This is a genomic window from Streptomyces sp. SID11385 (genome assembly GCF_010548245.1).
Classification (GTDB): domain Bacteria; phylum Actinomycetota; class Actinomycetes; order Streptomycetales; family Streptomycetaceae; genus Streptomyces.
The window spans coordinates 1-12,491 of sequence record NZ_JAAGLR010000913.1 but is presented as its reverse complement, the minus strand read 5'-3'; the positions used below and the strand labels follow the sequence as shown (position 1 = coordinate 12,491).

11 protein-coding genes and 2 pseudogenes are annotated in these 12,491 nt (G+C 72.2%); 12 read left to right on the top strand and 1 reads right to left on the bottom strand.

Annotated features, from left to right (window positions below; genetic code table 11):
- Window positions 1-210, top strand: a pseudogene (locus G3I42_RS28000) (hypothetical protein); the annotation flags it as partial.
- Window positions 207-887 (top strand): response regulator transcription factor, encoded by a 681-nt coding sequence (locus tag G3I42_RS27995; RefSeq protein WP_029396737.1) that lies wholly within the window; start codon window positions 207-209, stop codon window positions 885-887. The pseudogene G3I42_RS28000 and the gene G3I42_RS27995, both read left to right, overlap by 4 nt.
- A 78-nt stretch (window positions 888-965) precedes the next feature.
- On the opposite strand, the gene G3I42_RS27990 is transcribed toward G3I42_RS27995, so the two are convergent.
- A complete protein-coding gene (locus tag G3I42_RS27990; protein WP_164290507.1) occupies window positions 966-1,640 on the bottom strand; it encodes a DUF461 domain-containing protein in 675 nt (224 codons plus the stop codon).
- 788 nt (window positions 1,641-2,428) lie between these two features.
- On the opposite strand from G3I42_RS27990, the gene G3I42_RS27980 reads away from it, so the two are divergent.
- The 10 genes and pseudogenes from G3I42_RS27980 to G3I42_RS27935 all read left to right on the top strand — a co-directional run.
- Window positions 2,429-2,911, top strand: coding sequence for a CarD family transcriptional regulator (locus G3I42_RS27980; protein ID WP_003953493.1), 483 nt, complete (start codon window positions 2,429-2,431; stop codon window positions 2,909-2,911).
- A 364-nt stretch (window positions 2,912-3,275) separates the two neighbouring features.
- On the top strand, window positions 3,276-4,058 hold the full coding sequence (ispD, locus tag G3I42_RS27975; protein WP_164290521.1) for a 2-C-methyl-D-erythritol 4-phosphate cytidylyltransferase: 783 nt from the start codon (window positions 3,276-3,278) through the stop codon (window positions 4,056-4,058).
- Complete coding sequence (gene ispF / locus G3I42_RS27970; RefSeq protein ID WP_164290519.1) at window positions 4,048-4,527, top strand: 2-C-methyl-D-erythritol 2,4-cyclodiphosphate synthase; 480 nt, start codon at window positions 4,048-4,050, stop codon at window positions 4,525-4,527. The genes ispD and ispF overlap by 11 nt, the downstream gene beginning before the upstream one ends.
- A gap of 115 nt (window positions 4,528-4,642) precedes the next feature.
- On the top strand, window positions 4,643-5,104 hold the full coding sequence (locus G3I42_RS27965; protein ID WP_164290517.1) for a DUF4429 domain-containing protein: 462 nt from the start codon (window positions 4,643-4,645) through the stop codon (window positions 5,102-5,104).
- A gap of 122 nt (window positions 5,105-5,226) precedes the next feature.
- Window positions 5,227-6,630, top strand: coding sequence for a cysteine--tRNA ligase (gene cysS, locus G3I42_RS27960; RefSeq protein ID WP_164290515.1), 1,404 nt, complete (start codon window positions 5,227-5,229; stop codon window positions 6,628-6,630).
- 129 nt (window positions 6,631-6,759) lie between these two features.
- Entirely contained in the window at window positions 6,760-7,704 is a 945-nt protein-coding gene (gene rlmB / locus G3I42_RS27955) for a 23S rRNA (guanosine(2251)-2'-O)-methyltransferase RlmB (protein WP_164290513.1), read from the top strand.
- 441 nt (window positions 7,705-8,145) lie between these two features.
- On the top strand, window positions 8,146-8,568 hold the full coding sequence (locus G3I42_RS27950; RefSeq protein WP_203607448.1) for a hypothetical protein: 423 nt from the start codon (window positions 8,146-8,148) through the stop codon (window positions 8,566-8,568).
- Window positions 8,569-8,595: 27 nt separating this feature from the next.
- A complete protein-coding gene (locus tag G3I42_RS27945) occupies window positions 8,596-9,315 on the top strand; it encodes an ABC transporter ATP-binding protein (RefSeq protein WP_164290511.1) in 720 nt (239 codons plus the stop codon).
- On the top strand, window positions 9,312-11,597 hold the full coding sequence (locus G3I42_RS27940) for an ABC transporter permease (protein ID WP_164290509.1): 2,286 nt from the start codon (window positions 9,312-9,314) through the stop codon (window positions 11,595-11,597). The genes G3I42_RS27945 and G3I42_RS27940 overlap by 4 nt, the downstream gene beginning before the upstream one ends.
- Window positions 11,598-12,069: 472 nt before the next feature.
- Window positions 12,070-12,491, top strand: a pseudogene (locus G3I42_RS27935) (hypothetical protein); the annotation flags it as partial.

Genomic DNA, 12,491 nt, shown 5'->3' with positions numbered 1-12,491 from the left:
CGGCCCGCCCGGCGCGGCGGCGGCAGCGGTGGCGGTACGGGCCAGGGCGAGGCGCCCCGTACGGCGAGCGCGCCCCGTACGCGTACCACCGCCCCCGACCACCCGGCGCCGCGCGCGTCCCGTACCCGCGCCGCCTCACCCTCTTCCACCGGTACGTCCGACGAGACCGCCTCGTTCGAACCCCTTCCCGCCCCGGAGGTCCTTCCGTGACCCGAGTGCTCGTCGTTGAGGACGAGGAATCCTTCAGCGACGCCCTGTCCTACATGCTCCGCAAGGAGGGCTTCGAGGTGGCGATCGCCGCCACCGGGCCCGACGGCCTCGACGAGTTCGAGCGCAACGGAGCCGACCTGGTCCTCCTCGACCTCATGCTCCCCGGCCTGCCCGGGACCGAGGTCTGCCGCCAGCTGCGCGGCCGTTCCAACGTCCCCGTGATCATGGTGACCGCGAAGGACAGCGAGATCGACAAGGTCGTCGGCCTGGAGATAGGGGCCGACGACTACGTGACGAAGCCCTTCTCCTCGCGCGAGCTGGTCGCCCGCATCCGCGCGGTGCTGCGCCGCAGGGGCGAGCCCGAGGAGGTCACGCCGACCGCCCTGGAGGCGGGGCCGGTCCGGATGGACGTGGACCGGCACGTCGTGACGGTGGGCGGCGGCAAGGTCGACCTGCCGCTCAAGGAGTTCGACCTCCTGGAGATGCTGCTGCGCAACGCGGGCCGCGTGCTGACCCGTATGCAGCTCATCGACCGCGTGTGGGGGGCCGACTACGTCGGCGACACGAAGACCCTCGACGTCCACGTCAAGCGCCTGCGCGCCAAGATCGAGCCGGACCCGTCGGCGCCGCGCTACCTCGTCACGGTGCGGGGGCTCGGGTACAAGTTCGAGCCGTAGAGACGGCTCCGCCGAGGACGCGGAAGGGGCCGGTCACCGTCGACGACGGTGACCGGCCCCTTCCGGCGTACGTACCGCTTACTCGGCCGCGTCGCCGCTCGCCGAGGAGGAGGCGTCGGGCGAGGTGCTGCCCGTCGCGGCCTCGCCGGAGGCGCCGGACTCCGGGGACTCCGAGGACTTCGGGGACCCCGAGGAGGAGGCGGACGGGGAGCCGCTCGCGGACTCGCTCGGCGAGGCGCTCGGCGTCTCGCTCGGGCCCCAGCCCTTGAAGTAGTGGTTCGCGGGGAGGACGTACGCCTTGATCTTGACGGTGCCCGTCTCGCTGAAGCCGAAGACGACCTCTTGGACGTCGCCGTCGTTGAGGGCCTCGCGACCACTGGGCAGCTTCGCCGAGGCGTTGCCGTCGCCGCCGATGACGACCTTGCCGTGCGCGGGCACGGAGAGCGAGCCGGAGCCCTTGGCGGGCTTCAGGTCGGCCCGCTCGTCACCGACGCCGATCGAGTCGAGGGTCTGCGCCTTGGAGCTGTTGTTGAAGACGGTCGCGAGGATCGCGGCGGGACCGCTCGCGTCGCGCTCGGGCTGGGTGACGACGGTGACGTTCTGGACCTTGACATCGCCGACCGAGGTGGCGGCGTTGTCCGGCTTCACTTCCAGCGTCTGGGCGTTGTTACCGGCGCCGCAGGCGGCGAGCGTGGCGATCGAGAACGCGAGGGCGGAGGCGGCGAGGGCGCCGCGTCGAAGGCTGCTGCTCACGGCGGCGGCTACTCCTTGAACGAGGACTTGAAGGATGCACGGAACGGAACGGGGCGGTACGGGTGCGGACGCCCCAGCACGTACGGACGGCGGTAAAGCCGCCCTAAACGGAGTGTCAGCGCGCTCAGGTTACCGAGCCGTCTCCGCGCCGCCGCACCCGACCCGCCCTTGAGGGCGGATGGCGGCACGGGGACGCCTGGCGCGGGTCGCGGGAGGGGCGGGAGCGAGCCGTCGGCGGGGGTACGGCGCGTGCCCCTGGCGGGAGCCCGGGGGCGGGGGTGGCCGCGGGACCGGCGTTAACAGCCGCCGAATTTCTCCCGTGATTGTCCTGTGATCAGGGAAAACAAGCCCCACTTCACGATGCCGCCGAGGCCGCTGGGACGGGTGTGACGAGAGCGAAGATCATATTGCGCGAGAGACTCGCGCACGCGATTTCCCGCCACCCCGGAAGATCGCCTTCCGTGGCGGCGCGCGCACCGCCCGGGTAATTCCGGATTTGCTCGAAACGCCTTCCCGTCCCCGAACGGAGTAGCGAAAGACACGGTCGGCGGTGCGGACAAATCGGGACGTATGCCCCCTTGGCGGGGCCTCGGGGTGCGTGTAACTTACGCGTTTCCCTTTGTCCGGACAGCCGCTCCGACCTGCGAATACCTGCTTCCAGAAGCCTTCGGATGCACGTTTCCGGCACCGTTGTCAAGCCCTGAGATATGCCCTGACCTGCGAAAACGCCATCCAAAGGGCGGCGTTGTCGTGTTACCCTGGATAGCCACGGAAGGGGTACCTGTCACATGACGTTCAAGGTTGGCGACACCGTGGTCTATCCCCATCACGGGGCCGCGCTGATCGAGGCAATCGAAACTCGCCAGATCAAAGGTGTGGACAAGACCTACTTGGTGCTCAAGGTCGCCCAGGGCGACTTGACGGTGCGTGTACCGGCGGACAATGCGGAGTTCGTGGGTGTGCGCGATGTGGTCGGTCAGGATGGACTGGACCGGGTCTTCGAGGTGCTGCGCGCGCCCTACGCCGAGGAGCCCACGAACTGGTCGCGTCGTTACAAGGCGAACCTGGAGAAGCTCGCCTCCGGTGACGTCATCAAGGTCGCGGAGGTGGTCCGTGACCTGTGGCGCCGGGAGCGCGAACGCGGTCTCTCCGCCGGCGAGAAGCGCATGCTCGCCAAGGCCCGTCAGATCCTCGTGAGCGAACTGGCGCTCGCCGAGAACACCAACGAGGACAAGGCCGAGGCGCTGCTCGACGAGGTACTCGCCTCCTGAGCCGCCGCCTGGACACCTGTGCCGTGGTGCCCGTGGACCCCCGCCGGGGTGCCGGGCACCACGGCATACGTGTCTGTGGCGCACGGCCCTGAAAGTGGCTCGTCCGCGGTGCGCGTCCCCTGTCAGGGTCGCGCACTGTTCCTCCCCCCTCGTACCCCTCCCCGCGTGACATACGGCACGCTGTTGCCGTGCACCGGCTTCGCGCCCGGGGCGACCTGACCGGTACGTCACGGAAGGGACCGGTCTGGGCGCATCGCCCGGCACGGTGTGGGCCTACCCACCCCGCCCGCGCACACAAACCTGTCTCCCGTATGCCCCGAGATACGCGCCGGGAGACCGAGAGCCCGAGAGCCGAACGGAAGCGATGACTGAGCAAGCCCCCGCGCCCGACCCGCTGGCCCCGCCGTCCCCCACCGCCCCGGTCCGTACCGCCGCCGTCATCCCCGCCGCCGGGCGCGGCGTGCGCCTCGGCCCCGGCGCCCCGAAGGCGCTGCGCGCGCTGAGCGGCACGCCGATGCTCGTGCACGCGGTGCGCGCGATGGCGCGCAGCAGGGCGGTCTCGCTGGTCGTCGTCGTCGCGCCGGCCGAGGAGGTCGTCTCCGTACGCGCCCTGCTCCAGGACCACGCCCTCCCCGAGCGGACGGACTTCCGCGTGGTCGCGGGCGGCGAGACCCGCCAGGAGTCGGTACGGGCCGGCATCGACGCCCTGCCGGAGGATGTGACCACGGTCCTGGTGCACGACGCGGCGCGCCCGCTCGTCCCGGCGGACACCGTGGACGCGGTGATCGAGGCGGTGCACGCCGGGGCCCCCGCCGTGGTCCCGGCCCTGCCCCTCGCCGACACGGTGAAGGAAGTGGACCCCCGCCCGGCGGGCGAACCGGAGCCCGTCGTGGCGACCCCGGTCCGCGCCCGCCTGCGCGCGGTCCAGACGCCGCAGGGCTTCGACCGCGCGACACTGCGCCGCGCGCACGAGGAGGTCGCCCTGTCCGGCGAGGGCGCGACGGACGACGCCGGGATGTGCGAGGCGCTGGGGCTGCCGGTGGTGGTGGTCCCGGGCCATGCCGAGGCGTTCAAGGTGACACGGCCGCTGGACCTGGTCCTGGCGGAGGCGGTACTGGCCCGGAGGAGGGCGAACGATGCGTTCTGACATCCCGCGCGTCGGCATCGGCACCGATGTCCACGCCTTCGAGACCGGCCGCGACCTGTGGTGCGCGGGCCTGAAGTGGGACGGCGACGGACTCGCTGGCCACTCGGACGGGGACGTGGCGGCCCACGCGGCCTGCGACGCCCTCTTCTCGGCGGCGGGCATCGGCGACCTGGGCGCCCACTTCGGCACGGACCGCCCCGAGTGGGCGGGCGCGTCCGGAGTGAAGCTCCTGGGAGAGGCGGCCCGCCTGGTCCGCGAGGCGGGCTTCGAGATCGGCAACGTCTCGATCCAGGTCATCGGAGTCCGCCCGAAGATCGGCAAGAGGCGCGCGGAGGCCCAACGGGTCCTGTCGGAGGCGGTCGGAGCCCCGGTATCGGTATCGGGAACGACAACGGACGGCCTGGGCCTCACGGGCCGCGCGGAGGGACTGGCGGGGCTGGCGACGGCGGTGGTGTGGGCGGTGGGGTGAGGAGGGTCCCCCCGAGTCGCCCCCGCTCCCCTCACCCTGTCCCCCCACACCCCCGCCCCGCTACTGTTCCCCCACACCGCGCCCCCACGGGCGCCGCGCACAACCGGGGGGAACCATGATCGAAGCCGTCGGTGTCGGGGGACAGGTGGCCTTCGACGGGCAGTACGTCACCATCAGCCGCAAGGGCTTCCTCGCGCGCGCCACCGTCGGCAAGGGGGAGAAGCGGATTCCGCTTTCGCAGATCTCCGCCATCCAGTGGAAGCGTCCCGGGCCGCTCGTCAACGGGTTCATCCAGTTCACCGTGCCCGGCGGGGTCGAGGTGCGGTCCGGGTTCGGCAGTCAGACGGCGAGCGCCTCGCGCGACGAGAACAGCGTCACGTTCGACAAGAAGCGCATTCCCGAGTTCGAGGCGCTCCGCGACGCCGTCGAGGGTGCCATCGCCGCGCTGCGCGAGCCGCCCGCTCCCGCTGCCGCGTCCCTCGCCGACGAGCTGACCAAGCTCGGCGCGCTGCTGCGGGACGGGCTGCTCACCCAGGAGGAGTTCGACGCGCAGAAGGCGCGGCTCCTCGCGGGCTGAGCGCGTACGGGGCCCGGGCGTCCCGTGCCCCCGTACGCGTACGCCGCCCCGCCCCCGTAATACCCCCGTACTCGTCCGCCGCCATGCCCCAGCACCGCCCCGCGCCGACTACCCTGGACCCCGTGACTATTCGGCTGTACGACACCCGCGCCCGGCAGATCCGTGACTTCTCCCCGCTCGTGCCGGGCTGCGTCTCGATCTACCTCTGTGGTGCGACCGTGCAGGGCGCTCCGCACGTCGGGCACATCCGGTCCGGGCTGGATTTCGACCTCATGCGGCGGTGGTTCGCCTACCGCGGCTACGAGGTCACCTTCGTGCGGAACGTGACCGACATCGACGACAAGATCATCAACAAGTCCGCCGAGCAGGGGCGGCCCTGGTGGGCGATCGGGTACGAGAACGAGCGCGCGTTCAACGACGCGTACGACGCGCTCGGCTGCCTGCCGCCCTCGTACGAGCCCCGCGCGACCGGGCACATCACCGAGATGATCGAGATGATGCGCACGCTCATCGCGCGCGGGCACGCGTACGAGTCGGGCGGCAACGTCTACTTCGACGTGCGCTCCTTCCCGGGGTATCTGGAGCTGTCCCACCAGGAGTTGGACAACCTGCTCCAGCCGTCCGGCGAGGGCGAGACCGGCAAGCGGGACGCGCGCGACTTCGCCATGTGGAAGGCCGCGAAGCCCGGCGAGCCGAGCTGGGAGACCCCCTGGGGACGTGGCCGTCCCGGCTGGCACCTGGAGTGCTCGGCCATGGCGCACAAGTACCTCGGCGCCGCCTTCGACGTGCACGGCGGCGGGCTCGACCTGATCTTCCCGCACCACGAGAACGAGATCGCCCAGTCCAAGGCGTACGGCGACGAGTTCGCCACGTATTGGGTGCACAACGCCTGGGTCACCATGAGCGGCGAGAAGATGTCGAAATCGCTCGGCAACTCGGTCCTCGTGAGCGAGATGGTCAAGCGGTGGCGGCCCATCGTGCTCCGCTACTACCTCGCGACCCCGCACTACCGCTCCATGATCGAGTACAGCGAGGAGGCCCTTGCCGAGGCCGAGTCCGCCTTCGGGCGCATCGAGGGCTTCGTGCAGCGCGTCACCGAGCTGGCCGGGGGCGAGGTCGCGCCCGCCGCCGAGGTGCCGCCCGCCTTCGCCGAGGCGATGGACGACGACCTCGGCGTGCCGCAGGCCGTCGCCGTGCTCCACACGACGGTCCGGCAGGGCAACAGCGCGCTCGCGGCCGACGACAAGGAGGCGGCGGTCGCCCGGCTCGCGGAGGTACGGGCCATGCTCGGCGTCCTCGGCCTCGACCCGCAGAGCCCGCAGTGGGCCACGGCGGGCGGCGAACAGGCCGAGGACCTGCACGGCGTCGTCGACACGCTCGTACGACTCGTCCTCCGGCAGCGCGAGGACGCGCGTGCCCGCAAGGACTGGCCGGCCGCGGACGCGATCCGCGACCAGCTCGCCCGGTCCGGGCTCGCGATCGAGGACAGTCCGCAGGGACCGCGCTGGACGCTCGGCCCCCGCTGACCCCCTGCCGGGCCCGCGATTCGGGGCGGGCCCGGCACCTTACGTACCCTGGTCGGTGCGTCCCTCGTACACCCATGGGCGCGCACCGACCGGGGACCCCCGCAGCACCCAGCAGAAACAGGTAGAACGATGGCCGCGAACAACCGACGCATGTCCGGCAAGAAGGGCGCGCAGATCGGCAGCGGCGGCAAGCGCCGGCGCGGCCTCGAAGGCAAGGGCCCGACGCCGCCCGCCGAGGCGCGCAAGGGGCACGTGAAGAACCGCCTCGCCAACGCGAAGGCGAAGCAGACGCAGCGCCGTACCGCCGCGAAGCGCGGCGGCAAGTCGAGCAGCGAGCTGGTCGTGGGCCGCAACCCGGTCTTCGAGGCGCTGCGCGACGGCGTCCCGGCCACCGCGCTCTACGTGCAGCAGTTCATCGACAACGACGAGCGCGTGCGCGACGCTCTCAAGCTCGCGGCCGACCGCGGCGGCATCCACCTCATGGAGGCCCCGCGCCCCGAGCTGGACCGGATGACGAACGGCCTCAACCACCAGGGGCTCGTGCTCCAGGTCCCGCCGTACGAGTACGCGCACCCCGAGGACCTTCCCGCCGCCGCCTACGACGAGGGCGACGACCCGCTGATCGTCGCGCTCGACGGCGTGACGGACCCGCGCAACCTCGGCGCGATCGTCCGCTCGGTCTCGGCCTTCGGCGGCCACGGCGTCGTCGTCCCCGAGCGCCGCGCGGCCGGGATGACGGCCGGGGCGTGGAAGTCCTCGGCGGGCACGGCGGCCCGCACGCCCGTCGCCCGCGTCACGAACCTGACGCGCGCCCTGGAGGCGTACAAGAAGGCCGGGATCACGGTCGTCGGCCTCGCGGCGGACGGCGAGCACACGGTCGGCGAACTGGCGGCGCTCGACGGCCCCGTCGTGATCGTCATCGGCTCCGAGGGCAAGGGCCTCTCCCGCCTCGTCGGCGAGACCTGCGACTACCGCGTCTCCATCCCGATGCCGGGCGGCGCGGAATCGCTCAACGCGGGCGTCGCGGCGGGCATCGTGATGTACGAGGCGGCTTCGCGGCGGGCGCGGAGGTAGACACCCCGCGGGTGTTGGCGGTACGGGGGCGACGCCGGCGCTGACAGAGGCGGTACGGCTCCGCCGGGGCGCCGTTTCGACGCGGTGGCCGGTGGTGCCCCGGCGACGGTGGTACGGGAACGGGCGCGGCGGCCCGCGAGCGGCAAGGCGCCCGGGCGGGAAGGCGTCCGGGCGGGAAGGCGTCCGGGCGGGGCCGGGCGGGCCCCCCGGGTCTCTCCGCGAGGGCGGCGGGCGGCCTCCGGGTTCTCCTGCTCGGCACCTCATCAGCACCCCCTGGGGGGATCATCGCGCCGGTCCTGCGGGCGAGTTGGCCGGGCGCGTGTTTCGACGCGCCCTCGGGTATTCACCTATCTGGGTGAGCCCCATCTCGGGCGTTATTACTTTCCGTGTTCCCTGTGTCACATTGGGTCGCAAGTGGCGGGTGGAACGGACGGGGAGCTCATGCGCAGGTCATTGGTGGCGGTCGCTGCCACAACTCTCTTCGCGGTGGGGGCGGGCAGCGCGGTTGCCGCTTCGTGGCATTCGCTCGGCGAGATGCGGACCACTGGGGCCCAGTTCGTGAAGGGGCAGTACACCTTCTATCCGAAGTTCACCAATCACGGTGGCTTCGGCTTCAAGGGTGGCCTGAAGGACTTGGTGAAGGGTGACGGGAACAACGTGTACATCCTGTCCAAGGTCGAGGGCTACGACTGGCGCCGGTTCAACGGAAAACAGGGCAAAGTCGTACAGATGAACAAGGTGGTGTACGACGGGGCTGCGTTGTACGTGCGTAAGGCGTGGATTCGTGTGTGCCGTGACCGTGGGTCCCTCCGCCCGGACAACTGCAGCCCCACCAAGTACTACAAGGGTCCCAACCAGGATTAGTGGATCGAACCGGAGAGGCGAATCGCTATGTCTGGCTGGGTACTTCGGGCCGAGGGCGTCGACGTCGCGTATGGCGAGCAGCGTGCTGTGCGCGGGGCGACGCTCGGGCTCGCCGCGGGTGAGGTCGTGGCGGTGACGGGGAGCAGTGGGAGCGGGAAGTCCTCGTTGCTCCACTGCCTGGCGGGGATCGTGCCCGCCGCGGCGGGCACGATCCGCTTCGGTGAGCGGGACTACGCGGCGCTGGGCGACGAGGAGTTGTCGGCCCTGCGTCGCGAACGCTTCGGCTACGTCTTCCAGCACGGTGAGCTGCTGCCCGAGCTCACCGTCGAGGAGAATGCCGCACTGCCCCTGCGGCTCGCGGGGCAGCGCAAGGGCGCGGCGCACGCGGCGGCGGCCACCGTTCTCGGGCGGCTCGGTCTCGACGCGCTGCGCGGGCGGCGTGTCGCGCAGCTTTCCGGGGGCCAGGCCCAACGCGTCGCGGTGGCCCGTGCCTTGGTGCACCGCCCGGCGGTCGTCTTCGCCGACGAGCCGACCGGCGCGCTCGACTCGGCCAACGCGACGGCCGTGCTCGACGAGTTCCTCTCGCTGGCCAGGGACGCCGGTACGGCGGTGCTGCTCGTGACGCACGACGAGGGCGTCGCCGCCCTCGCCGACCGGCGCTGTCACATGCACGACGGTCACCTCCGCGACCTCTCCGCCGTACCGGCCCCCGCGGCCCCCGCCGATCCGGGAGAGGGCACTCCGTGAAGACGCTCAGGCTGGGGCTCGTGCTCGCGGTGCGCGGCGACCGCGCCGCCCGGGTCCGTTTCCTCCTCATGGCCTTCGGCTGCGCGATCGGCGTGGCGTGCCTCGCCGCCGTGCTCTGCATCCCCACGATCGTCGCCGCCCACGACGCACGCGGCGCGCTTCGGGACTTCGTCACCGCACGGGGGACCGAGGCCGAGCACAGCGACGGGCTGCCCCTGACCATGGAGCTGAGTGATCCCTTCGGCAGCCGCCCCGTCACCCGCGTCTTCGTCGCGCGCCCCGGGACGGGCGGGGGGCCGACCCCGCCGGGAGTGAGGCGTCTGCCGGGCCCCGGTGAAGTGCTCGTGTCGCCCGCGCTGCGCTCCTTGCTGGCGGAGGCGCCGGGCCTCAAGGGCGCTCTCCCCGGACGGATCACGGGGACGATCGGCCAGGCGGGTCTCATGGGCCCCGACGAGCTGTACGCCTACGTCGGCCGCACTCCGCAACAACTCGCTCACACCAGCAGCGACAAGGTCCTGCGGTACGGCGGCAGGTCCGCTCCGTATCCCACGCTCGACGGGCAGACGCTCGACATCCTGCGTTTCACCTTGTGCTGCCTGGTCCTGCTTCCCCTGTTCGTCTACCTCTCGGTGTGCGTACGGCTGTCCGCCGAGTCGCGTTCCCGGCGGCTCGCCGCGCTGCGGCTGCTGGGGCTGAGCGCGCGCGACACCGTGCGCGTGAGTGCGGTGGAGACGGTGTGCGCCGCCTCGCTCGGCGCCGTGATGGGCCTCGGCCTGTATCTCGTGGGCAACGCGGTGGTGGCGGAGACGGGCTGGGTCGGTCTCGCCTGGTACCCGGCGGACGGGCTGCCCAGTACCTCGACGCTCGTGGCCTGCCTGCTCGGCTGCCCCGTCCTCGCCTACGTCGCCGGGCGGCGGCACGCGCGCGAAGCCGCGTTGCGTCCGCTGTCGGTGCGCCGGCGCGAGCGCGAGCGGCGGCCCCGCGCCTGGCTCGCGGCGCTGCTCGTGCTGCCCGGCCTGGGCATCGTCACCGCGTACTGCGTCCTCGGGCTCGTCGACAAGGTCCCCGGGCCGAGCACGACCACCTCGTTCCTCGTACCGGCCGGGGCACTGCTGACCGGTGCCGGCCTGATCCTGGCGCTGCCACCCGCGACGGCCTGGGCCGCCCGCCGCGTCGCGGAACGCACCCAGCGCGTCTCCCTCACCCTCGCCATGCGCCACCACGAGGCCCACCCCGGCACGGCACTGCGCGTCGTGAGCGGCCTGGTCCTCCTCGTGTACGCCGCCTCGCTCACGCAAGGCGTGCTCATCGAGATGGACCAGGTGAGCCGCCGGGATGCCCCGAACCAGGAGTACAGCGTCCCGTACGAACGGCTGTCGGCCGATCAACTGCGGCAGGCGAAAAGTGTGCCCGGCGTCAACGGACAGGCCCTGGCCGGAGACCTCACCGATTCGCCGGGGGGCGTGTTCGTCGGCACCTGCGCGCAGCTCGAAGCCTTCGTCATCCCCGGCAGCATGAAGGGGTGCGTGGACGGCGAAATCCTCGCGATCCACGATCCTGTCGTCCCCCGGGAGCCCACGGAACTCGCCGGTACACGGCACACTCTGCGGCTCCGGGACGGGGCGGGCGGCCCAGCGGGGGAGAAGCAGCTCACCATTCCACGGCGCACGATCACCGTCAGCGTGGCCCAGCCGTCCGCCGTTGTCGACGCCCTCGTCGTGGTCCCTCCGTCCGCCCTCCCGGCCGGTACCCACCCGGCAGGCACCGACCTGCTGTTGAGCAGCGCCACCGACCAGGACACGGTCCGCGCCGTGCTCGACGGCCTCGCGGCCATCGCCCCGACCACGGAGATCACCCCGGTCGGCATCGTCATCGAGTCCCTGAACCAGCTCGCCGTGATCAAGGGCCTGCTCGCCACGGGCATGGTGCTGGGGCTCGGCATCGGCGTCGCCGCCTTCCTCGTCTCGACCGCCGACCACGCGATGAGCCGCCGTACGAGAACCGCCGCCCTCACCCTCCTCGGCATCCGTCCCGGCACCCTGCGGGCGGCGCAGAGCGCCCAAGTCGTCCTGCCCCTCGCGCTCGGCCTCGTCGCCGCCGTCATCACCGGGAAACTCGCCGAGTCCAGCTACCTCGTCACGGGCGGCGGAGCGATCTTCTGGGACACGGCGGGAGTGCCCCTCCTCCTGGTCAGCACGCTCGCCGTCGTCGTGGTCGCCGGCCTCGCCTGCCTCCCGATGGCCCGCCGCCACCTGGACCCCGAGGCACTGCGCAAGGACTGAGTCGCGCGAGGGGCGGGGAAACCGGCCGACGCATGGCCGACCGGTGGCCGAACACGAACCAGACGACGTGCGGCGGCGATGGCCGAGAGGGGTATCGGCCGCATGGTCCCGGCGACACGGGAACGGGGCCGGGGCGCCACCCCGGGACGGCCCGCCTCGGCAGGCGCGCGGGGCCGTCTCGGCAGGCGCGCGGGGCCGTCTCGGCAGGCGCGCGGGGCCGTCTCCCGGCCGGTCCGGATGCCGGCACGCGCGGAGAGCAGGCACGGTGACGGAGCACGGCGCTGGGTGCGGTCCGTGCGGGGGAGGGCGGATGCGCAGCGGCCCGGGAGGTCGTCGCGGAGGGCGGAGCGAGCCCGTGCCGCTGGTCTCCCAGGCGCGCAGGACGGACGTGCTCGCGCGACTGCGGCCTTGACGGGGTCCGGACAGATCGGCCGTGTCAAGGCAGTGTCCAAAGCGGGCGTCACTCGGTTAGATGAGTGTGGACACAAGAACACCCCGCAATCCCACCGGGGGAACCTCGACGGGATTCGACGAACCCCCCTTGCTGGCCATGGTCAAGGTGGCCAGTGACCCGGCTCAGGTCATCGTCAATCACGCGAGTTTCCGTGTGCAGCTTCCCTCCACCGCCCGGGCCTCCTCACGGGTGGCCGCCGCGCGGGCCGCTGTGCCGCGGCGCGAGCCCGTCGTCGGGACGGGGGGCGCGCGGCGCAAGCCCGTCGTGTGGAACGGCAGTTCAGGGCCCGGGGACACCGCGGCGACGGGGCTGCTCGAAGCCGTGCGGACGACCGGCATCCGGCACGGCGAGGCACCGCGCGGCTCCGGGGAGACCGGGGAGCTGACGCAGGCGATCCCCGGGTACGGAGCGGACCAGGCCCGGGCGTTCGGCGCGCACGG

Excerpts from the sequence above, each read along its gene's own strand:
- G3I42_RS27980 (WP_003953493.1), top strand. The coding sequence starts at position 2,429 with ATGACGTTCAAGGTTGGCGACACCGTGGTCTATCCCCATCACGGGGCC.
- G3I42_RS27965 (WP_164290517.1), top strand. The coding sequence starts at position 4,643 with ATGATCGAAGCCGTCGGTGTCGGGGGACAGGTGGCCTTCGACGGGCAG.
- G3I42_RS27950 (WP_203607448.1), top strand. The coding sequence starts at position 8,146 with ATGCGCAGGTCATTGGTGGCGGTCGCTGCCACAACTCTCTTCGCGGTG.
- rlmB (WP_164290513.1), top strand. The coding sequence starts at position 6,760 with ATGGCCGCGAACAACCGACGCATGTCCGGCAAGAAGGGCGCGCAGATC.
- ispD (WP_164290521.1), top strand. The coding sequence starts at position 3,276 with ATGACTGAGCAAGCCCCCGCGCCCGACCCGCTGGCCCCGCCGTCCCCC.
- G3I42_RS27945 (WP_164290511.1), top strand. The coding sequence starts at position 8,596 with ATGTCTGGCTGGGTACTTCGGGCCGAGGGCGTCGACGTCGCGTATGGC.
- ispF (WP_164290519.1), top strand. The coding sequence starts at position 4,048 with ATGCGTTCTGACATCCCGCGCGTCGGCATCGGCACCGATGTCCACGCC.